We start from the raw sequence: 22696 nt of genomic DNA, 5'->3' as shown, positions 1-22696 counted from the left end.
TTATGAAAATTACGGACCTGATGATCAAAGAAACGATGATTATGGATTTGAAGGCAGTTACTAAAGAAGCGGCGATCGACGAACTGATCGCCAGTCTGGTCGCCAACGGACGGATTAACGATCAGGTCTTGTTCAAAGAAATGATTCTGAAACGGGAAGCGGAAGCAAGCACCGGCATCGGCGGAGGCATTGCGATGCCTCACGCCAAAACGAAGGCGGTTAACGAGGCGACGATTGTTTTTGCCAAAAGTGCCAAAGGTGTCGATTACGATACGCTGGACGGAGAACCGGCCACCCTTTTCTTCATGATTGCGGTTCCCGAGGGAACCGGCAATGTTCATCTGCAAACGTTGGCTTCGCTGTCCAAGCTGCTCCTTGACGAAGGTTTCATGGAACAGTTGCATGCGGCTTCAACACCGGAAGAGGTAGTTGCTCTATTTGATGAGAAGCAGCAGAAGGAGAACCAACCCAAGGAAGCGCAGCAGCAGCCGGATTCGAAGGCAAATGAAGGGCCAGACCAACAACTCGGAGCAGAGCAGACCGCTGCCCAATCCGGGAACTTTGTAGTCGCGGTTACAGCCTGCCCGACAGGCATCGCCCATACCTATATGGCCGAAGACGCGCTGAAGAAAAAAGCAGCCGAGCTGGGCGTCGAAATACGCGTCGAAACCAATGGTTCAGAAGGCGCGAAAAATGTGCTTACCGCGGATGAAATCCGCCGCGCCAAAGGCGTCATTATTGCCGCCGACAAGCAGGTGGAGATGAACCGCTTCGACGGTAAGCCGCTGCTGCAGAGACCCGTCAGCGACGGTATCCGCAAACCTCAGGAGCTGATTGAGAAAGCAGTCCGGGGAGACGCTCCGGTGTATCGAGCGTCGGGGGTCAAAGCGGAGGCCGGCGGCTTTTCAGATGAAGGAAAGACCAAAATCGGCAGCAAAATCTACAAGGATTTGATGAACGGTATTTCGCATATGCTTCCGTTTGTTGTGGGAGGCGGCATCCTGATCGCGATCTCCTTCCTATTTGAACAGGTGGGCGGAGCAGATGATCCGATTTACAAGCTGCTGATGACGATTGGCGGCGACGGGGCGTTCCATTTCCTGATTCCGATTTTGGCGGGTTTCATCGCGATGAGCATCGGCGACCGTCCGGCATTAATGCCCGGGATGGTCGGCGGTCTGATGGCCGTAAATTCCAATTCCGGTTTTCTCGGCGGTTTGGCAGCCGGTTTCCTGGCCGGTTATATCGTTATTGGCCTGCGAAAATGCTTTGCCGGTCTGCCCAAAACGTTTGACGGCTTGAAGCCGATTCTGCTGTATCCGGTCGCAGGGCTTCTGATTACCGGCGTTATCATGTATTACCTCTTTGACCCTGTCTTCAGTACGATCAATGACTGGGTCGTTTCGGGACTAAACAATCTGGGCACAGGCAATGCGGTGCTGCTGGGTCTGGTCCTTGGGGGCATGATGTCCATCGACATGGGAGGTCCTTTCAACAAAGCAGCTTATACATTTGCCATCGGCGTGTTTACTTCAAGCGGCAACACGAACGGTACCATGATGGCCGCCGTTATGGCCGGCGGGATGGTTCCTCCGCTTGCGATTGCTCTTGCCACAACGCTGTTCAAACGGAAATTTACCGAAGATGAACGGAAATCCGGCATTACGAACTATGTGCTGGGGTTATCCTTTATTACGGAGGGGGCGATTCCGTTTGCGGCCGCAGACCCGCTGCGCGTGCTTACCTCTTGTATCTTGGGTTCGGCGGTAGCTGGCGGTTTGACCCAACTCTGGCATATCAACATCCCGGCTCCGCACGGCGGTATATTTGTAGCGGCATTGGCGAACCACGCTTTGCTGTTCCTCCTCGCGGTAGTGATAGGGGCGGTATTCTCGGGTCTTATTCTGGGACTCTGGAAGAAGAACCTTGAACCCAAGCGGAACGGGGCTTTGTAAGTGAAGGCAGCGAAATATGAAATAGGCAATAACCAATAAGAAGAGCGAGGCCAGCCAAGGGAAAGAGCACTGCCGATGATCCGGTAGTGCTCTTTCGTGTTGGCAATAAGTGCGGAGGTGCAGTTAAATTAGCGAAATCCGCCATTTTTCAGGGATTAGTTGTCTGTATGCAGTTATTTTCGTCGATAATCGGGGAATGCGGCTTTTTGAGCAAATTTAACTGCATGTGGGCAACTATTGAGCTTAATTTGCCGAAAAGGTGAGAATTAACTGCACAGACACAACTATTTCAGTAACTTCTCCGAGAGCGGAGGAGAGGAAGAGCGAAAGAGAGGAAGAGCGAAAGAGCGGAAGCGAGAAGGTGCCCTAATTCTAGATGACGCAGGGATGCCCTTCTTTTCATTCGTCAGTGTCACCAAAATTTGACTCGCGGATCACGACTCCGCGCAATCTGGTCCAGACAGATGCCGACGGCGATCATAAGCAAGCAGACGGCGACGCCCGAGAAGGAAGCGACATTGCCAACGTAGATCAAAGCCATGGGAGACATGACGAACAGGAGAAGCGCGCCCATTTTGAGCAGCCTGTTCTTCTTGTAGGCTTGATAACGATTGACCGAAACTGCCGGGAAATAGATTCTGGCCAGCTGGTCAAAGATCAGTCCGAGGCTGATGAAGCAGAACATGACCAACAATCCGTAACCCGGGGCGTACCAATCGACGATAATCAGCGCAGGAATCGCCGCAACGAAGGAATAAAGCGCCCCTCTTCTTAACGGTTTGTCATCTTTCATCATTCTCATCTCCTAGAAACAGGTTGAGTTGCATATCGATAAACGCATGACGCTCAGCGGTGTCCCGAATGTTGATGCCGCTGTACTTGAAGAATTCGTCAGCCCTTAAAAATACCAACTGCATAAAAGCGACGATCTGATACGCAATAACCCTGCACTCCGTCTCGTTTTTTTGACCGGCAAAGTATTTTTTGAGGTAAGGCAAAATTTCCAAAGGGTGGGAGATCTCTTCCTGCAGCAAAATGAAGGGAACCGAAACTCTGGAAAATCGATCATATTGCACGGTGGTATCGCATAGGTGATACAACATGCTTCTTAATTGTTCTTTAGGCGAACCTTCATCCGATACGGCAAAGCTCTTCGCTTGTTCGGAGATCATTCTCTGTACCGCAATGTTCATCAATTCTTCTTTGGATTTAAAGCAGTAGTTGATCATCGCGAGGTTGGTTTGGGCGGCTGCGCAGATTTGACGGGCCGTAATTTGTGCGGGATCCGCACTCGTTTCCAGCAGCTTGATCGTTGCAAGGATCAACCGTTCTTTGGTATCGTCGTTTCTCATAATCGGGCGTTCCTTCCTCGTCTATTAAAATTTAAACATGTTTAATACGTGTTTAAGGAAATTGTAGGCGTTACCCGCGACTTTGTCAATCCGCAAATGGCTGAAGAGGCAATCGCAACCCGAACAAGCTCCGAACAGGGTGCTGTATTTCTGCCCGTATTGTGTTACGATTAAATTATCATTTCAATTTTCAAGTATTCTTGGGTATTCATTTATTGTTCTAAGGAGGCAGTGATCATGACTGCAATCGACGATATATTAAACAAAGCGCTGCAAGGCGAACGCCTGGATCTGGAAGACACGGTTCGGCTGTTCGAGTCCGACGAGGTCGAGAAGATGGGGCATACCGCCAATATCCTGATGGAGCGCAAGCATCCCGAACCGATCACGACATTTGTCATCGGACGAAATATTAACTACACGAATGTTTGTGATGTGTACTGCCGGTTTTGTGCGTTCTATCGCCGGCCGGGTTCCGAAGAAGGATACGTGCTTCCGGACGAACTGATTTTTCAAAAAATCCAGGAAACGATTGATGTGGGCGGCACGGAGATTCTGATGCAAGGCGGCACCAACCCCAATTTGCCATTCAGCTATTATACGGACTTGCTGAAAGCGATCAAGCAGCGGTTCCCGGACATCACGATGCATTCCTTCTCCCCAGCGGAAATTATGAAAATGAAAGAAGTGTCGGACGGCCTTTCGCTGGAGGAGGTCGTGCGCGCGATCCACGCGGCGGGCCTTGATTCACTGCCTGGCGGCGGGGCCGAAATCCTGGATGATCGGACACGCCGGAAAATCAGCCGGCTGAAGGGCTCCTGGAGAGATTGGATGGACGTGATGCAAACGGCGCATAAAATCGGCATGAACACAACGGCCACGATGGTGATCGGGTTCGGCGAATCGATGGAAGAGCGGGCGCTGCACCTGCTTCGCGTCCGTGAAGCCCAGGATGAATGCCTTCAAAACGGCTATCCGTCGGAAGGGTTCCTGGCCTTTATCCCATGGACATTCCAGCCGGATAACACCAATCTGAAGGCGGAACGCCAAACGCCGGAGTCCTATTTGAAAACNCCTTCAGCCGGAAAATCAGCCGGCTGAAGGGCTCCTGGAGAGATTGGATGGACGTGATGCAAACGGCGCATAAAATCGGCATGAACACAACGGCCACGATGGTGATCGGGTTCGGCGAATCGATGGAAGAGCGGGCGCTGCACCTGCTTCGCGTCCGTGAAGCCCAGGATGAATGCCTTCAAAACGGCTATCCGTCGGAAGGGTTCCTGGCCTTTATCCCATGGACATTCCAGCCGGATAACACCAATCTGAAGGCGGAACGCCAAACGCCGGAGTCCTATTTGAAAACGGTGGCGATCAGCCGAATCGTCCTGGACAATATCAAGAACCTGCAATCCTCGTGGGTGACGATGGGACCGGAGGTCGGCAGGCTTTCGCTCCAATATGGCTGCAACGACTTCGGCAGCACGATGATCGAGGAGAACGTTGTATCGTCCGCCGGCGCGACGCATAAAGTCAATATCGAGTCGATTCTGTCGATCATCCGTTCGGCAGGGAAAATCCCGGCCCAGCGCAATACGAAATACGAAATTTTGCGTGTCTTCGACGAAGAAACTACGGTCGAACGCGATTTTGTTATGCAGAACTAACGCTTTCCTGCTGGAAATTTACTTACAGATCTGCCTTTCATTCCATGAACCGTTTCCGTATATCCGTTTCCTTCCCGCCATATACTTGGAGAAGGAAGCGGAAGGGGGCCAGGTTCATGGATTTTTTTACCGTACGCGTCAATTGCGGTTCTTCCCGATCGGAGGAACGGTTCAAAAGCCTGATACAGGATGCCGTAAACAGCTTACATAACCGCGAGGTTCAGCTGGAATTCCAGGATACTGAAGGCGGGATGCTGGAGGCTGTGGTGATCGGACGGCCGGACATGACAGGCGGACAAGATCACCTGGGTCAACGACTGATCGACCTTATCTCGCTCGCATTGGCGGAATACGTTGTAGACGTGAAGGAAGAAGAGCTGGCTGCTCGAGTCATGAAACGGGACTATAGCTTCGAATCCCGGGACGAGGCGCTGCAGGTGCAGCAGATGGTGAATCGTATGCTGGCCGATGGCACGGAGACCGGGGGCTCCCGAGAGACCCGCAGGTCGTTGGTTCAAGAGGCGCTGAGCGAGTACTTGCAGATTTCCTCCGAGCTTCATCTGGATGGCTTCGCCTTGTTTCGTTTGAAGACATACGAGGACAAGCTGCGGGAAATCGTGGATTTTGCCGTGGACGAGTATTTGCTCGACAAGCAGTATGAGGAATTTATCGGGCTGCTGCAATCTTTCGTTTACTTCCAGGAGCCTCTGACGCCGTTGGTTCATTTGATGCATAAGCACGGTCATGAATTTGCCATTCTGAGCGAGCAGTTTACTCCGGTTCACATACCGGCATCCGGCGGGGTCGTTGCGCGAATTGCCGATCAGGAAATGCAGATGGAGGACGTGATCGTCAGCACCTTAATCTCCTTATCCCCGGATAAGATCCTGATTCATACGCAGGATCCCGATGCGCAGGTGATTACTACCATCTCGCGGATATTTGGGGAACGGGTGGAAATCTGTTTGCGATGTCCGCATTGCAAGCCGTTCCATCAGGAATTCCGCCGCCTGGATCAAGGCAGATAAGATTAGGGGGTAGGGGTTTCTTGACGATCCGACAAGTTAGCTTTATAATAACTTGCAAGTATTCAGCATCTTGATTAGCATCGTGATCACAAGCTGATTATTGAACATCACTAATAGCGTTGACAAAGACATGAGCCGGAAGTCTTGAACAGTACAGAGAGAGGGAACTTGGCTGGAATTCCCTTCGGTTTCGCTTTTGGTTTACCCCTTTGTAGCTGTATTCCTGAACCCGAGATGAAGTAAGGAATACCGGTTCATTGCCGTTATCGAATGCCGAATTAAGGGCCGTTTCCGTTTATCGCACACATGGGTGCTGCGGATAAGGCCGAATGAGGGTGGAACCACGGGTATAACGCTCGTCCCTTTCCGGGACGGGCGTTTTTTGATTTGTCCGCTCCGGTCAATTTCAACCACATTTGGATAGGGAGGCACACAAAGTGGCAGTATCAGTTATTTTGCCGGACGGTTCGGTTCGGGAGTATGCGGAAGGCAGCAGTTTGGAGGATGTGGCAGCTTCGATCAGCAGCGGTTTGCGTAAAAATGCGCTGGCCGGAAAAATCAACGGCGTCACGGTTGATTTGAACACGAAGCTGGTGGACGACGCCAAAGTGGAGATCATTACAGGGGATTCTCAAGACGGCCTGGAAATCATGCGTCACAGCAGCGCTCACTTGATGGCTCAAGCGGTGAAACGCCTGTTTGGCAATAAGGAAGTGAAGCTGGGGATCGGTCCGGTCATTGATGACGGCTTCTACTATGACATGGATCTGGAGCATCCGCTTAATCCGGAAGACCTGCAAAAGATCGAAAAGGAAATGGAACGCATCATCGGCGAAAATCTGCCGATTACACGCCGGGAAGTAAGCCGCGAGGAAGCGGTGGCGATCTTTACCGAGCTGGGCGATCCGTACAAGCTGGAACTGATTCGCGATCTGCCGGAAGACAGCGTCATCTCGATTTACGATCAGGGTGAATTTTTCGACTTGTGCCGCGGGCCTCATGTGCCTTCGACCGGCAAGATCAAAGTGTTCAAGCTGCTGAGCGTGGCCGGTGCTTACTGGCGCGGCAACAGCAACAACAAAATGCTGCAGCGGATCTACGGCACTGCGTTCATGAAGAAGGCGGATCTGGATCAGCACCTGCATATGCTGGAGGAAGCGAAGAAACGCGACCACCGCAAGCTGGGTAAGGAATTGAATATTTTCACTTTCAACAATCTGGTGGGACAAGGCTTGCCGATTTGGCTGCCGAAAGGAGCGACGGTTCGCCGTACGCTGGAGCGTTATATCGTTGATATCGAAGAACGTCTGGGTTATCAACATGTGTACACCCCGGTGCTTGGGAACGTGGATTTGTACAAAACCTCGGGACACTGGGATCACTATCAGGATGATATTTTCCCTAAAATGGCGATCGATACGGAAGAATTCATTCTTCGTCCGATGAACTGTCCGCACCATATGATGGTGTACAAAAGCGATATGCGCAGCTATCGGGATTTGCCGATCCGAATTGCGGAGCTTGGAATGCAGCATCGCTACGAAATGTCCGGCGCTTTGACCGGCTTGCACCGCGTTCGCTCGATGACGTTGAATGATGCGCATATTTTCTGCCGTCTGGATCAAATCAAGGATGAATTCTCGCGGGTGCTCGACCTGATCAAGCAGGTGTATAACGATTTTGGGATCCATGAATATCGCTTCCGGTTGTCCTATCGCGACCCGCAGGATACGGAGAAATACTTCCAGGATGATGAGATGTGGAATACGGCGCAGCGGATGCTCCGCGAGGTTGTAGAGGAAGCGGGCTTGCCGTTCTTCGAAGCGGAAGGCGAAGCGGCGTTCTACGGTCCGAAGCTGGATGTGCAGATTAAAACGGCGCTTGGCAAAGAAGAAACATTGTCTACCGTGCAAATCGACTTCCTGCTGCCGGAACGCTTCGAGCTCGAATACGTCGGCGACGACGGCGCGAAGCACCGTCCGGTCGTCTTGCACCGCGGGATCCTCGGCACGATGGAACGCTTCACGGCCTTCCTGCTGGAGAACTTTGCCGGCAACTTGCCGCTGTGGCTGGCTCCGGTTCAGGCGAAGGTCATTCCGGTCTCCGGCAATTTCGACGCTTATGCGCGTCAGGTGGAAGACAAGCTGCGCGCTGCCGGCATTCGTGCCGAAAGCGATTTGCGCAACGAGAAGCTGGGCTATAAAATTCGCGAAGCTCAGTTGGAGAAGCTGCCGTACATGTTCGTCGTCGGCGAAAGCGAGCAAAGCGCCGGCACCGTCTCTGTGCGCAAGCGCGGCGAAGGCGACCTGGGTGCCAAACCCATAGAGGAAGTGGTTGCTCAACTGCAGGAGGAAATTCGCAACCACATCATCTAGTTCGGACGCGGATCTCGCGCCTCCTGTCCGCGACGCACTAAGGATAAATGCTGCATTTTATGCAGCATTTTACACGCACGCGAGGGGATGAAGGCCAAAATGTTGCATTTTGTGCAGCATTTTGGCCTTTTTTTGCGCGAAGCCCTCAAAAATGTTGACGTTGTTGCAACATTTGGGATTTGGAGGGCGGGAGGCGGGCCAAAGTGCTGCACTTTTTGCAACATTTCCGTCCGGGCGGATGTAGCTGGGGGCCGGAAAGCGAGGATGTATAGAATTGGGCGGATGTGGAAACCCTTTCGGATAAGGGGGAGGTTTTCACATGCAACAAATTCATTTCTGGCAAAGAACAGGGAGACGCTGTTTGCTTGCAGGGCTGCTTGTTTTTACGATGGCGGCGGATCTGCCGGGGAGCGGCATTCATCCGCAAAATCTGAACGCGAACCGGCAGGCCCGGAATTTCGCAGAGTGGCTGGAGTTCAAGCAAACGCAGCAGCTGCAGGAAGCAAGGGCTGCTCGGCAAACTCATTATCAGCGGTTCATGGTCATGAACCCGGAACATAAACAGGCCCTGCCTGAACGCAAGAAAAAAACGGTGGAAACGGTCAAAGTTCTGGCGACCGGGTATACAGCCGGCTACGAATCCACCGGCAAGAAGCCGAATCATCCGCAATACGGCATCACGTATTCGGGCGTCAAGGTGCGGCGCGATAAAGATACCATTTCAACGATCGCGGCCGATCTGAAGATTTTTCCGCTTGGCACGATCCTCTACATTCCCGGATACGGTTACGGGGTTGTCGCCGATAAAGGCTCGGCCATCCGCGGCCACAAAATTGACCTTTATTTTGATACCATTAAGCAGGTTTATAAGGAGTGGGGGAAAAAAGAGGTCGAGGTTCAGGTGGTGCGCAAAGGGGATGGCAAACTGACCGAAGCCATGCTCAAAGAGCTTGGCAAAGTGATGGAAGTCAGCAAGGAAATTCCCGAAAACTTATGGGATAAGGCGATTTGATCTTCACCTTGTCCGCTCGCATAATTCGCCATCCCGGTTCGCATAATAAGGGACGTGGTCAACAACAAGAGAGGCCACGTAAAACGCCGGGCGATTCGCTGATTCGGCGTATGCGAGAGGGAGGTGAAATTCATGGCAAATCAAAAGAAAGCAGCTTCTCCAGGTTACAAAACACCTAATGAGAAGTTTAACGAGGAATTTGCTGAGGAAAGCACGGCAACTGTCGCTCAAAAAGCGAAAGCTTCCCGTAATGCTACAACTCCAGTGAACAAACAACAATAATGACCGCGTGAAGCGCAAAGAGCGTCCCTTTAGGGGGCGCTTTTTTTACATATATCCCCAGGGTTCTCGGTCTCGGGACCGAGCTGCCTTTCCATCCCGCGCCGCTGTTCACCGTTCCCGACTTCAGGTAAACTGACATTAGTAAGAGGCAGTCCATTGGAGGTAGCAAAATGAGAAACGGATTATTTGGAAGATTCATCGGCGGGATGGTGCTGATCGGGATCGGGGGAGTTTTTCTTCTGAACCAGCTCGGAGTGACCGATTTCAGCATCGGTGAGATGTTCTCGACGTATTGGCCCGTGTTTCTGATCCTGGGGGGCCTGGTGAATTTGAGCAACGGCGGCTGGCGAGGTGGGAATTTTGTCGGCAGCACCATATTGATTCTCATCGGCGGTTATTTTCTGGGCCGCAACCTCGGGTTGATTGATTTGGCTCCGGGCGAATTTTTTCGATTCTTCTTCCCGATGATGCTGATCATCGGCGGGTTATATGTATTGTTTAAACCGCGTGATCCCCATCGGCGCAAACGGCATGAGGATTTTCCGCCTCCTCCGATGCCGCCGCTGGATCCGCCCCCTCCTCCGCCGACATTCCATCCGGAGATGGAGTCGCCGCTGGATTCGATTTTCGGTTCGATGGAGAAAGAGAAGGAGAAAGAGAAGGAGCAGGGGCCTAAGCAGGAGAAAACGCGCTTTGATCATCCGAAATTCGGGCACTTCCATGGGGGAAGTGTTCCGGGAGATCAAGGAACGGTGATCCAGAAGGCCGGGTTTATCGGGGATGTGCATTTGGGTCAGGATTATTTTCAACTGAAACCAATGAATATCTCTCATTTTATCGGCGACACGATCATTGACCTGACCAAAGCCCAGATTCCTTATGGGGAAACGAAAATCAACGTATCGTCGTTCATCGGCGACGTCAAGGTGTTCGTTCCCGACGATATGGATATCGGCATTGTAACCACTTCGAGCGCCTTCATTGGCGATTTGAAAGTGCTGACGCAGAAGCAGGGCGGATTCATGACCAGCGTCACGGCTGAATCCCCGTATTACGGGGAAGCAAGCAAACGCGTGAAGCTGATCGTCAGCGTGTTTGTCGGCGACGTCAAGGTCAACATGGTAGGTTGATTCCATGATCGTACAGCGGATTTTGAAAAATACGAAGTGGGAGCTGTTGTGCTACTTTTTGCTCACCGGCAGCCTATCGGCGATTGCCTTCTATATCGGAACCACTACCGGCGTGATCGTGGTCACCAACCCGTGGATGTGGATTTACGATATCGCGGGCATCGTCGTTTTGGCGCTCATCATCGGCTATATCGCCGGCCGGCGCATCCAGGGGAAGATCGATCACTTACACCTGAACATGCTTCAGGTAGCCAAAGGCAATTTATCGGTACGGATGCCGGAAACGGCTGACCAGACGTTTAACGGGCTGTATCAGGAATTCAACAACATGGTGGATGCCATGGAGAAGAAAATGCAGCTTCTTCAGCAGTTTGGCGAGCAAGAGATCGTTGAGAAGGAGCAGGCCGCGGAGAAGGCGGTGCTGGAGGAGCGCAGACGGCTGGCTCGCGATCTGCACGACACCGTCAGCCAGCAGTTGTTCGCCATTCATATGGCGGCGTCCTCCTTGCCGAAGGTGTTGGAGAGCAATCCGCCCCAGGCGGAGACGGTGCTGAACCAGCTGATCCTGATGTCCAATACCGCGCAGAAGCAGATGCGGGCATTAATCGCCCAATTGCGCCCGATGGAGCTGGTCGGCAAGTCCTTGGCAGAGGCGCTCGATCAGTGGTTTCCCGACTATTGCCGGCAGAACGGACTGAAGGGAATCAAGGATATGGATATCCAGGGGGACATGTCGGAAGCGAAGGAGCATCAGCTGTTCCTGATCATCCAGGAAGCGATGGCAAATATCGTGAAGCATGCCGGAGCCGGCATGGTCAGCTTGTCGCTGCGTGAAGGGCCGCGTCAGGTCGTGCTGAGCATCAGCGATGACGGACAAGGCTTTAGCAGCACGTATCAGAAACAGGGTTCTTACGGATTGACGACGATGAAGGAACGGGCCGAGAAGCTGGGCGGCAATGCGGAAATCATCAGCAAACCGGGAGCGGGAACGACGATCCGGGTGCATATTCCGAAGTTTGAGGATGGGAAAGGGGAGGCCGCGAATGAGCAAAATCAAGGTGATGATCGTCGACGACCATGACATGGTGCGGATGGGGTTAAAGACGTATTTGATGCTGGATCCGGGATTTGAGGTAATCGCAGAGGCCGGAGACGGACAAGAGGCGGTTGATCTGTTGGAGCAAGGGCTTCCGGAGGGGCCGCCCGACATCATTCTGATGGACTTGATGATGCCGAACTTGAACGGTGCAGAAGCGACGAAGGAAGTGCTGAGCCGGTTTCCCGCCATGAAAATCGTTATCCTGACCAGCTTCCTCGAAGACGATCTCGTCGTGCAGGCGGTTGAGGCCGGGGCGGTCAGCTATGTGCTGAAGACGGTCTCCGCCGAGGAGCTGATCTATGCCCTTCAGGGCGCGTACCGCGGGATGCCGGTCATGACGGGCGACGTGGCCCAGGCGCTTACGCGCGGCCTCCGTCAGCGAACCGTGCAAGGGGACGATTCGGGAATGACCGAACGGGAGAAGGAAGTGCTGCTCCTGATCGCCGAAGGCAAAAGCAACAAGGACATCGCGGAGGAGCTCCACATCAGCATCAAAACCGTCAAGACGCATGTCAGCAACCTGCTGATGAAGTGCGAACTGGAGGACCGTACGCAGTTGGCCATCTACGCTCACCGCCAAGGTTGGGTGGCTCGTTAGTCCACTTTGAGAATAGGCTGTACCTCAGGGATAGCGCCATTTATGGGCGCTATTTTTCGAATACAGGATTTATGGCTATAGAACTCAAATCTAGCTTTTATCTCCTTTTTAATTGTTTTTAATGTACGTTTAAGGTTTCTGGTCCAGAATAAAAAACAAGAAAACAAGTTCCCCCTGGATCACACAGGGGAAGGAGGTCAAGCATACCATGGACGATCAAAAATACAAACCGGGCCAACCTTTTGAAGGAGACGCAAATGAACCTAAGCGTCAGGAATCTTCGGAGTCGGGCTCTTCCTATTATTATTCTTACGGCCCTTTTCAATCCTATGGGAAAACGAACGAGGAACCGGGGCATCCCCCTGACAACGAGCATCATCAAGCAGAGGATGTAGAGGTGACGCGGCCGCAGCCGCTTCGACCTTATCCTTCTTCCTATGATATGGTTCGCAGCGCGGTTGAACCTGCCAGCGGTTCCGATGGAGACGGGCGCGGCAGCCTGCCGGCGGCGAAAAGCACCAATTGGCAGTACAACAGCAAACCGCCGAGAAAAACCTCGGTCCGTTCGGTTATCGCCGGTGTATTGGCGGGGATGCTGATCATGGCCGGAGCGATGGTCTTTGCGGACCGGACCAACCTGTTTACGCCGGATCAAGCGGCCAACGCTTCCGTGCCGGCTTCGGGCAACGCGTCGTCGGCGAGCGGAGGCGCCGATTCGGCCGGCAAGGCAACGACCGCCTTGTACCCGGTAACGGATTCCGGTGAAGTCACGAAAGTTGTGAACCAAGCCGGGCCGGCCGTAGTCAAAATTGAAACGCTGACGGATGCCAGCAAGCAGAGAGGCAGCAACTCGTACGGCAGCGATCCGTTCTACCGCTACTTCTTCGGCGATGACGCCTTTGGCTTCGGCGGAAACAGCGGCAATGGCGACAACGGTGACGGCAGCAACAACGGCGGCTCCTCCTCCGGTTCAAGCCAATTGGTGCCAACGGGCATTGGTTCGGGATTTATTTTTGACAAAACGGGATATATTCTAACCAACGAGCATGTCGTGCATAACGCCGATGTAGTACGGGTCACAGTTCAGGGTACGGAGAAGCCCTATGAGGCGAAAGTACTCGGAACGAGCTATGAACTGGACCTTGCCGTTCTGAAAATTGATGGAAGCAACTTCCCTTCGATTCCGCTGGGGAACTCCGGCAACACGCAAGTCGGCGAATGGCTGGTCGCGATCGGGAATCCTAAAGGTTTTGACCACACCGTAACGGTCGGGGTGCTCAGCGCGAAGGAGCGCGGACCGATCACCATTCCTGGGGAGAATGGGGAGAAGGACCGGGAATATGAGCATTTGCTGCAAACGGACGCCTCGATCAACCCCGGGAACTCCGGAGGTCCGCTGCTGAACCTGAACGGCGAAGTCGTCGGGATTAACGTGGCCGTGAGCTCGGATTCGCAGGGCATCGGCTTTGCGATTCCGACCAGCACCATCTCCGAAGTCTTGGATAAACTGAAGAACAATGAGAAAATCCCGCAAAAACCGGTACCGTTTATCGGCGCTACCTTGATGACGATGACGGACGAAGTAGCGAAGCAAATGCAAACCGATGTGAAGGAAGGCTCGATTGTCACGGACATCGTCTTTAAATCGCCGGCTTACAATGCGGATCTGCGTCCTTACGATATCATTACGGGAGCGAACGGTACGAAATTTGCAACCAAGGAAAAACTGATTGAATACATTCAGAAGCAGCAGGTGGGGACGAAAGTGAAGTTGAACGTCGTGCGCGACGGGAAGAAGATCGACCTTGAGGTCATGATCGGCGACAAGAACGAGTTCCCCAACGTGAACTGATTCGAACGGGAGCAACCAAGGCGGTACAGGCGGCAGGAAGAGCCTGCCGCCTTTTTGGCTTATTGATGCGGGATGCGGGTTTACCTTCAGTTTTGGTACAATGGAGACAGTAGAGCTTGCATGAAGCAAGCGTAAGGCAAAGGAGAGGTTTTCGTGAGATCGGCGATATTGGTCATAGATGATGATGAGAAGATCACGTCGATGCTGCGGCGCGGCCTGGCGTTCGAGGGGTACGATGTATATACGGCCCAGAACGGAGCGGAAGGACTGTCGATGATGATGAGCGCCGACCCCGATCTGATCATTCTGGACGTGATGATGCCTAAGATCGACGGGTTTGAGGTGTGTCGGCGTTTGCGAGAAGGCGGAAGCACCGTGCCGGTACTGATGCTGACCGCCAAAGACGAGGTTGAGAACCGGGTGAAGGGCCTGGATATCGGCGCGGATGATTACCTCGTCAAACCGTTTGCCCTCGAGGAACTGTTGGCCCGGGTACGGGCCTTGCTGCGGCGCAAGGATTCGGCGGGGGAAGGCGGTAGCCAGCGTCTGATTTACGAAGATATCGTGATGGATCTCGATTCCCGTGAGGTAACGCGCGGCGGTCAGCGGTTGGAGCTGACGGCGAAGGAATTCGAACTGCTTCATTTGTTCCTGCAAAATCCTAAGCGGCTGCTCACCCGAGATTTGATCATGGATAAAATATGGGGGTACGACTACAGCGGGGAGTCGAATGTGCTGGAGGTCTATATTGCCATGCTGCGGCAAAAAACGGAAGAGCACGGCGGCAAGCGCGTTATTCAGACGATTCGCGGGGCCGGTTACATCCTGAGAGGAGAGGCTTAAGCATGTCGATCCGGCTGCGGCTGACTGCATGGTATACCGGGATTTTGGCCGTCACGCTGATCCTGTTCAGCGCTTCGATTTATGGATTTGTCAGATATAACACGTATATGGAAGTGAAAAACCGGCTGGAGGATCAGGCGAATCGGATCAAGAACTCTCAGAGCTACAGCATCACGCAGGGGCTGGACTTGTATTTGGATCCGATGCAGGCGAATCGGCTGGAGGATGCCCAGTTGTTTGTGCAAATTCACAATTATACGGACGGTCACACGCGGTATTCGCAAAATTTGCTGAATTGGAATATGAAGTTTCCGGTTCCGGACGGCAATTCGCTGAGCAAAATTGCGGGATTCAAGAAGGTTCAGCTGTATAACCAGTCCTTCCTGCTGTATCAGCTCCCGGTTACGCTCGATAACCAGTTGATCGGGTTAATTCAGCTAGCGGCCTATACCGGGGCTGAAGACAAGCTGATGAACCGCATGAGCACGGTCTTGTTGTTTGGCTCGGTTATTACGATTCTGGCGGCCAGCTCGCTGGGACTTTTTCTTGCGCGCAAATCGATGGCGCCAATCGGTAAGGTCATCGAGGCGGCAAACGGGATTCAGACCGGCAATGACCTGAGCGTAAGGATTGATTACGAGGGGCCTAACGATGAAATCGGACAGCTGATCGGGACCGTCAATAAGATGCTTGCCCGAACCGAAGGCTTCTATAAAGAATTGGATGAGGCATATTCCGCGCAGCGCCGGTTCGTATCGGACGCTTCCCATGAACTGCGCACCCCGCTCACGACGATTCGCGGCAACGTGGACCTGTTGAAACGGATGTGGACCCAGGATGAATCGCAGCGCGATCCGGGCGAGGAGGAGCGAGTGCGCAGCTTCTCGCTGGAGGCTGTCAGCGACATTGCCGCTGAATCCGAACGAATGAGCCGGCTGGTGAACGATATGCTGTCCCTGGCCCGGGCGGATGCCGGGCAGACGTTGACGAAGGAGCCGCTCCAGCTTGCGCCGGTCGTGGAGGAAGTGATCCGCCGCGCCCAATTCTTGCCGCGTAAGGCGGAGTGGGTTCAGGGGGATTTGCAGGCACTGAACAACGCGACGGTGAACGGCAGCAAAGATTATCTGCAGCAGATGCTGTTTATTTTTATTGAAAATGCATTCAAGTATACTGAGCAGGGCAACGTCACCATTGACGCCCTTCGTTCAGGCGGACAGATCGGGATCCGCATCGCCGATACGGGGATCGGGATGGACCGGAGCGAAGTGCCCCATATCTTTGAGCGATTCTATCGAGCCGATCCGTCCCGCGGAGTCATTCAGGGAACCGGACTGGGATTATCCATCGCCAAATGGATTATCGACGAGCATGAAGGCTCCGTGGAAGTGTTGACCAGACGCGGGGAAGGGACGACTTTTCTCATTTGGCTTCCCGCTGTCTTTAACGCCCTCCCGGAATAGTTTATAATAGAGAGGCTCCCCTCCGTCAGGAAAACTGGGGGACGAGAAAGCAGGGATATCATCCATGGAAGTCATTAAAATCTCGCCGCGCGGTTATTGCTACGGCGTCGTGGACGCGATGGTTCTGGCCCGGCAAGCGGCGCAGAACCTCGATTTACCGCGGCCGATCTATATACTTGGCATGATTGTGCATAACAGCCATGTCACAAACTCCTTCGAGGATGAAGGAATTATTACACTGGACGGCCCGAACCGCCTGGATATCTTAAGCAAGGTGGAGAGCGGGACGGTTATTTTTACGGCCCACGGGGTGTCGCCGGAGGTCCGCAAACTGGCTCGCGACAAAGGGCTCACGACGGTCGATGCGACTTGTCCGGACGTGACCAAGACGCATGTGCTGATCGAAGAGAAGGTCGCCGAGGGGTATGAGGTGATCTACATCGGGAAGAAGGGACATCCCGAGCCCGAAGGAGCAGTGGGTGTCGCTCCGGACAAGGTGCATCTGATTGAGAAAGAAGAGGAAATTGAGCAGTTGAACCTTGCAGCCGACAAAATCGTGATTACCAATCAAACGACGATGAGTCAGTGGGATATCAAGCATATTATGAAAAAATTGCTGGAGAAATATCCGGGCGCCGAAGTGCATAATGAAATTTGTCTGGCGACCCAATTGCGCCAGCAGGCGGTTGCGGAACAGGCGAGTCAGGCGGATCTCGTGATCGTTGTCGGCGATCCCCGGAGCAACAATTCCAACCGGCTCGCTCAGGTGTCTGAGGAGATCGCCGGAGTGAAGGCGTACCGGATTGCCGATGTGACGGAGCTGAAGCGGGAGTGGCTGGAAGGAATCCGCAAAGTGGCGGTAACTTCGGGGGCATCGACGCCAACACCGATCACGAAGGAAGTTATTCATTACTTAGAGCAATACGATCCGGAGAATCCGGCGACCTGGGAGATGGTCCGCACGGTGAATCTAGCGAAGCTGCTGCCTCCGGTTAAGGCTGGAGCTAGAAATAAAGGAGAATAAGAGCTGCATTGCTGAATGAAAACCGCGTCGCACCGCGGTTTTCGCCTGTTTACCAACATTTGCGGGGTTCCGTACGAGGCGATTCATGTTATACTCGTTGTAGAAAGGTTACAAAAATGTAACTATCCTATCTACTACAACTAAGGAGATGACATGATGAAATCGACTCGATTGAAACGTTTGATGACAGGTGGACTTACAGCTATGTTGGCTGCGGCGGTCCTTGTACCGGCATCGGCATCGGCAGCCTCGAATACGACGACTTATAAAACTTATACCACTTATAAGACTTATACCACCTATGGTACGAACACTTGGACGAACTACTTTACGATTCCGTGGTATCAGACCGGTAAGACGCAAGTCCCTACACAAGGTACTACACAACAAGGGACTACGCAAAGTGGCAATACGCAAAACGCAGCGACGGACAAATCGCAATTTGCGACTGAGGTCATCACGCTGGTCAACCAGGAGCGTGCGAAGCAAGGTCTCAAGCCGCTTGCCGGTGACGCCGCGCTGAACAATATGGCATTGGCTAAAGCGAAGGATATGAGTGATAATAACTATTTCAGCCATACGTCTCCAACTTATGGGTCGCCATTTGATATGATGAAGAAATTCGGGATAAGCTTCGGCTACGCAGGCGAGAACATCGCCATGGGGCAAAAGACGCCGGCCGAAGTCGTAAACGCCTGGATGAACAGCGAAGGCCATCGCGCGAATATTTTGAACGCGAACTATAACCTGATCGGGGTTGGCTACTATAACGGGTACTGGGCGCAAGAGTTCGTTGGAAGATAAATAAGGATAGAAAAGCCGGGGAGCTCTCCCCGGCTTTTGTTACATACTCCCCGCGTGAAGGGGGGGAGAGCTTGCCGACACTTTGCTGTACGGGCCCCTTTTTAGGATTATCCCTTTTGTTAAGGCAGTGAGGAATTGGTGCAAGATGGCTTGTTCCAATTCCGACTTCCTGATTAAACGGGATTATCGTGCAAAGCGCCCCTCAACTACAAATCTTAACCCGACATTGGAGCGTAAATTCCGCGCTTAGCCTAGATGTGATGAGCCTAGGAGTGATGGGTTGACGAGGGAGGCAAATTCAGCTATAGTTACTTTAACGAATAAAAGCTAAAAAGCTTAAAAGCGAACAAGCGTTCAAGTAAAATAGTGCCTGTACGTTCGAATAGGAGATATCAGCCTGAAAGGATGGAATCGAAATGATCGTTATTACATCAAATCAAACGCCGGAGGAACGCGTTCAGGAAATCATTGCTGTGATTGAGAAGGAGGGGCTGCAGACCCATGTTTCCCGCGGAAAGGACCGGACGGTCATCGGGTTGATCGGTACCATTGAACCGAAGCTCGCCGAACATCTTCGTCAAATGAAGGACGTTGAGAATGTAATCAAAATTACGAAGTCTTATAAATTGGCCAGCCGGGATTTTCATCCGGAGAACACGGTGATTTCGATCGGCGATGTCAAGATTGGCGGCGGGGATTTGGTGGTGATGGGCGGTCCCTGCGCGGTAGAATCCCCGGAACAAATTGACGAGATCGCACGGCTGGTGAAGGCGGCCGGCGGGCAGGTGCTGCGCGGCGGCGCGTTTAAACCGCGTACCGGCCCGTACAGCTTCCAGGGCATCGGTGTGGAGGGCTTGATCATGATGGCCGAAGCAGGCAAGAAGCACGGCTTATTGACCATTACCGAGGTCATGACGCCGGAGTATGTGGATGTCTGCGCGGAGTATGCCGATATTCTGCAGGTGGGCACACGCAATATGCAGAATTTCGATTTGCTGCGCAAGCTGGGCACCTGCAATAAGCCGGTATTGTTGAAACGCGGCTTTAGCGCGACATATGACGAGTTCCTGAATGCGGCCGAGTACATTCTGGCGGGCGGCAACCCGAACGTCATGCTGTGCGAACGCGGGATCCGTACGTTCGAGACGTACACCCGCAATACGCTGGATCTGTCGGCCATTCCGGTGCTGCAGGGCTTAAGCCATCTGCCGGTTATCTCCGACCCGAGCCACGGCACGGGCCGCCGTGAGCTCGTGGAGCCGATGACCAAAGCCTCCGTGGCCGCCGGGGCGGACGGTCTGATCATCGAAATGCACACCGATCCGGACAACTCGATGACCGGGGACGGCGTACAATCTTTGTTCCCTGAGCAATTCGCGGCTCTGCTGCAGGATCTGGAGAAGTTGGCCCCTTTGGTAGGGAAACGTTTTGATACCCCGAAGGCAGTGCTTCACGTGTGAGGTAGAGCGATCTGAAAGTCCATTCGCCATGCGGCGAGTGGGCTTTTATACTTTTTGTCGATTAATTTGTACTATGCGTAATAAAAGCTTATATGTGATGTAAAAATACCTTACATAAGTATTGACGACTTTGCCTCTACCGTCCTATAATGACGACATAATCATACTAAAGGATGAACGTTAAACGCAAAAACGAGATTTAATGTTCGTGATTTGGGGAGGAAAGCGTATGTCAGCAGAGATCGTTTTAAAAACAATTAAGGAAAAGCAAATCGAGTGGGTAGATTTTCGCTTTGTTGATTTGTCGGGACGGGCACATCATATTACACTCCCGGCCAAAGAAGTGAGTGAGGAAACTTTCGTGAACGGCGTTGCTTTCGACGGATCTTCGATCCCCGGGTTCCGCGGTATCGAAGAATCCGATATGGTCATGATGCCGGACCATGGTTCGGTATTCGTCGATCCGTTTACGGCGCATCCGACGTTGAACGTATTTTGCGATATCTATACACCGGACGGCGATCGTTACGAGCGGGATCCGCGCAGCGTAGCGGTACGCGCGGAAGAATACCTGAAGCAAAGCGGCGTGGGTACGGCGGCCTTCTTTGCTCCGGAATCGGAGTTCTTTATTTTCGACGATGTCCGGTTTGAGAGCGGGATGAACAAAACGTTCTACTCGGTAGATTCCGAAGAAGCGGTTTGGAATACGGGCCGTTCGGAGGAAGGCGGCAACCTGGGTTACAAAGTGCCGGTCAAAGGCGGTTATGTTCCGGTTGCTCCAACTGACAAACAGCAGGACATCCGCAGTGAAATGTGCCGCTTGCTTGAAGAAGCCGGCCTTCGCGTGGAACGTCACCACCATGAGGTGGCGACATCCGGTCAAGCGGAAATCAACTTCCGCTTCGATACGTTGTTGAAAACGGCCGATAACCTGATGGTTTACAAATATATCGTGCACAACACCGCCGCTCAGTTCGGCAAGACGGCAACGTTCATGCCGAAGCCGCTGTTTGGCGACAATGGCAGCGGGATGCACGTGCATCAATCGATCTTCAATGGCGATACGCCGCTGTTCTACGAAAAAGGCGCTTATGCCAACCTGAGCGAAATCGCTTTGAACTATATCGGCGGGATTCTGTACCATGCGCCGGCGATCATCGCCTTTACGAACCCAAGCACGAACTCGTTTAAGCGTTTGGTTCCGGGCTTCGAAGCTCCGGTAAACCTGGTGTACTCGAAAGGGAACCGCTCGGCTGCGGTCCGGATTCCGGTTGCTGCAGTGACACCGAAAGGCTGCCGCATCGAGTTCCGCACGCCGGACTCCACGGCGAACCCGTACTTGGCCTTCTCCGCGATGCTGATGGCCGGTCTTGACGGCATCAAGAACAAAATCGATCCGGTGAAACTGGGTTACGGACCATTTGATAAGAACATTTATGAACTGTCCGATGAAGAGAAAGCGTCGATCCGCAGCGTACCGGGTTCCCTGGACGAAGCGCTGAATGCTTTGGAAAGCGACTATGAATTCTTGACTCAAGGCGGCGTATTCACGAAAGCCTTCATCGAGAACTTCGTAGAAATGAAGCGGGCCGAAGCGAGAGCCGTTGCCGTACGAGTGCATCCTTACGAATTTGGCCTTTATTACGATCTGTAAGCAGCATTAGCCATCATACGATTAACTCCCCATTCCAAAAGGATGGGGAGTTTTTTTGGGTTTCTAGATAATTATAGGTCTCTGCCGGCGCATGAGGCTCGTACTACCAGCTCTGGCTCGACCACCACGGAACTGGCCTCCGACTGGTTATGAATCAGATCGAAGAGCAAAGAGGCGGCCAGGCGTCCTAACTTCTCTTTATTCTGGCGAATGGTCGTAAGCGCCGGATGGACATATCTGCATGCTTCGATATCATCGCATCCGATGAGAGCCACATCCTCGGGAACACGGCGTCCGTGCTCCCGCAAGGCCCGCAGGGCCCCGATGGCGAGCAGATCGGAGGCGGTAAAGATCGCCCGGGGTAAGGGGCCGGCTTGCATCATCCGGGTCATGGCCTCGTAGCCGCTGGCTTCATAGAAGCTCTCGCCGCTGATCAACCATTCTTCCCGGACGGGGAGTCCGTAGCTCTCCAGGGCTTTCCGATAACCCTGCTCCCGCTGGCTGGAGATCTCGGATTCCACCGCACTGCCGATGTATCCAAGCTCCCGATAACCCAGCAGGTAGAAGTGCTCTACCGCTTTGGCCGACATGTTGGCGTGATCCGACATGAGATAGCCGGAGCTCCGGCCATGGAGCGGAAGATCAATGCCGATACAAGGGATTTCGCTTTGATCAAGCGCGTCCACTTCCGAGCCTACCTCTTGCCCGCTGAGGATGAAACATCCGGCTGTCTGGTGCTGACGGCAGCGGGACAAATAGTCGGCATTTCCCTTTCCCTCGTGATCCGGGTTTAGAAACAGCAGATCGTAACCGAATAGCCCTACCTGCTTCTGAAAGGCGTTTAAGACTTCTGCAAAAAAAGGATGGGCAAAGTCGGCATGCCGTTTACCCGCAAAGACGATGCCGATGAGCGGCGCTCTCTTCTGAGCCAGAGTCTTTGCCGTATGGGCGGGGATATAGCCGGTTTTCCGCATCACCTCAAGCACTTTGGCCCGGGTTTCCTCTGAAATATCGCTATAGTTGTGGATGATCTTGGATACGGTGGCCACCGAAACGCCGGCCAATTCCGCAATTTGCTTCAGATTCATTCGCTCCAGCCTCTCA

Annotated in this window: 18 protein-coding genes and 2 pseudogenes; 17 read left to right on the top strand and 3 right to left on the bottom strand. The window is 53.1% G+C overall.

The features are described 5' to 3' along the window. Positions 1-2: 2 nt before the first annotated feature. Positions 3-1955: a PTS fructose transporter subunit IIABC gene (locus BN3795_RS21240; RefSeq protein ID WP_068786699.1), complete on the top strand. Its 1953-nt coding sequence runs from the start codon at positions 3-5 to the stop codon at positions 1953-1955. A gap of 412 nt (positions 1956-2367) precedes the next feature. On the opposite strand, the gene BN3795_RS21235 is transcribed toward BN3795_RS21240, so the two are convergent. Then, positions 2368-2748, bottom strand: coding sequence for a hypothetical protein (locus BN3795_RS21235; RefSeq protein ID WP_068786698.1), 381 nt, complete (start codon positions 2746-2748; stop codon positions 2368-2370). Next, positions 2738-3307 carry a TetR/AcrR family transcriptional regulator gene (locus tag BN3795_RS21230; protein WP_068786697.1) on the bottom strand — a complete coding sequence of 190 codons (570 nt, stop codon included), beginning with the start codon at positions 3305-3307 and terminating at the stop codon, positions 2738-2740. Before BN3795_RS21230 ends, BN3795_RS21235 begins: the two co-directional genes overlap by 11 nt. Positions 3308-3544: 237 nt before the next feature. Here BN3795_RS21230 and BN3795_RS21225 point away from each other — a divergent pair. The 16 genes and pseudogenes from BN3795_RS21225 to glnA all read left to right on the top strand — a co-directional run. After that, positions 3545-4378, top strand: a pseudogene (locus tag BN3795_RS21225) (radical SAM protein); the annotation flags it as partial. An 8-nt stretch (positions 4379-4386) separates the two neighbouring features. Continuing rightward, a pseudogene (locus BN3795_RS21220) lies at positions 4387-4971 on the top strand (dehypoxanthine futalosine cyclase); the annotation flags it as partial. A 116-nt stretch (positions 4972-5087) separates the two neighbouring features. Next, positions 5088-5999, top strand: coding sequence for a putative sporulation protein YtxC (locus tag BN3795_RS21215; RefSeq protein WP_068786695.1), 912 nt, complete (start codon positions 5088-5090; stop codon positions 5997-5999). 437 nt (positions 6000-6436) lie between these two features. After that, a complete protein-coding gene (gene thrS / locus BN3795_RS21210) occupies positions 6437-8374 on the top strand; it encodes a threonine--tRNA ligase (protein ID WP_068786694.1) in 1938 nt (645 codons plus the stop codon). Between the two features lie 319 nt (positions 8375-8693). Next, positions 8694-9386 (top strand): 3D domain-containing protein, encoded by a 693-nt coding sequence (locus BN3795_RS21205; protein ID WP_068786693.1) that lies wholly within the window; start codon positions 8694-8696, stop codon positions 9384-9386. 132 nt (positions 9387-9518) lie between these two features. Then, positions 9519-9668, top strand: coding sequence for a hypothetical protein (locus tag BN3795_RS25680; protein WP_016312938.1), 150 nt, complete (start codon positions 9519-9521; stop codon positions 9666-9668). A 170-nt stretch (positions 9669-9838) separates the two neighbouring features. After that, a complete protein-coding gene (gene liaF / locus BN3795_RS21200; protein ID WP_068786692.1) occupies positions 9839-10798 on the top strand; it encodes a cell wall-active antibiotics response protein LiaF in 960 nt (319 codons plus the stop codon). 4 nt (positions 10799-10802) lie between these two features. Further along, positions 10803-11879 carry a sensor histidine kinase gene (locus tag BN3795_RS21195; protein ID WP_068786691.1) on the top strand — a complete coding sequence of 359 codons (1077 nt, stop codon included), beginning with the start codon at positions 10803-10805 and terminating at the stop codon, positions 11877-11879. Beyond that, positions 11842-12495 carry a response regulator gene (locus tag BN3795_RS21190; RefSeq protein ID WP_068786690.1) on the top strand — a complete coding sequence of 218 codons (654 nt, stop codon included), beginning with the start codon at positions 11842-11844 and terminating at the stop codon, positions 12493-12495. The genes BN3795_RS21195 and BN3795_RS21190 overlap by 38 nt, the downstream gene beginning before the upstream one ends. Before the next feature lie 208 nt (positions 12496-12703). Next, entirely contained in the window at positions 12704-14347 is a 1644-nt protein-coding gene (locus BN3795_RS21185) for a S1C family serine protease (RefSeq protein WP_068786689.1), read from the top strand. Positions 14348-14500: 153 nt separating this feature from the next. Next, positions 14501-15190 carry a response regulator transcription factor gene (locus BN3795_RS21180; protein ID WP_068786688.1) on the top strand — a complete coding sequence of 230 codons (690 nt, stop codon included), beginning with the start codon at positions 14501-14503 and terminating at the stop codon, positions 15188-15190. Between the two features lie 2 nt (positions 15191-15192). Further along, positions 15193-16650 carry a sensor histidine kinase gene (locus tag BN3795_RS21175; RefSeq protein WP_068786687.1) on the top strand — a complete coding sequence of 486 codons (1458 nt, stop codon included), beginning with the start codon at positions 15193-15195 and terminating at the stop codon, positions 16648-16650. A 64-nt stretch (positions 16651-16714) separates the two neighbouring features. Next, entirely contained in the window at positions 16715-17674 is a 960-nt protein-coding gene (locus tag BN3795_RS21170; RefSeq protein ID WP_068786686.1) for a 4-hydroxy-3-methylbut-2-enyl diphosphate reductase, read from the top strand. Between the two features lie 156 nt (positions 17675-17830). Continuing rightward, positions 17831-18478 carry a CAP domain-containing protein gene (locus BN3795_RS21165; protein WP_068786685.1) on the top strand — a complete coding sequence of 216 codons (648 nt, stop codon included), beginning with the start codon at positions 17831-17833 and terminating at the stop codon, positions 18476-18478. Between the two features lie 416 nt (positions 18479-18894). Next, the gene (gene aroF, locus BN3795_RS21160; protein ID WP_068786684.1) at positions 18895-19938 is read left to right on the top strand and encodes a 3-deoxy-7-phosphoheptulonate synthase; all 1044 of its coding nucleotides are present in this window, start codon (positions 18895-18897) and stop codon (positions 19936-19938) included. A 229-nt stretch (positions 19939-20167) separates the two neighbouring features. Continuing rightward, positions 20168-21592: a type I glutamate--ammonia ligase gene (gene glnA, locus BN3795_RS21155; protein WP_068786683.1), complete on the top strand. Its 1425-nt coding sequence runs from the start codon at positions 20168-20170 to the stop codon at positions 21590-21592. A gap of 71 nt (positions 21593-21663) precedes the next feature. Here the strand turns inward: glnA and BN3795_RS21150 are convergent, their stop codons facing one another. Next, positions 21664-22680, bottom strand: coding sequence for a LacI family DNA-binding transcriptional regulator (locus tag BN3795_RS21150; protein ID WP_068786682.1), 1017 nt, complete (start codon positions 22678-22680; stop codon positions 21664-21666). Positions 22681-22696: the final 16 nt, after the last annotated feature.

The sequence above is a fragment of the Paenibacillus phocaeensis genome (genome assembly GCF_900021165.1).
GTDB lineage: Bacteria > Bacillota > Bacilli > Paenibacillales > Paenibacillaceae > Fontibacillus > Fontibacillus phocaensis.
This window is presented reverse-complemented; position numbering and strand designations above follow the sequence as displayed.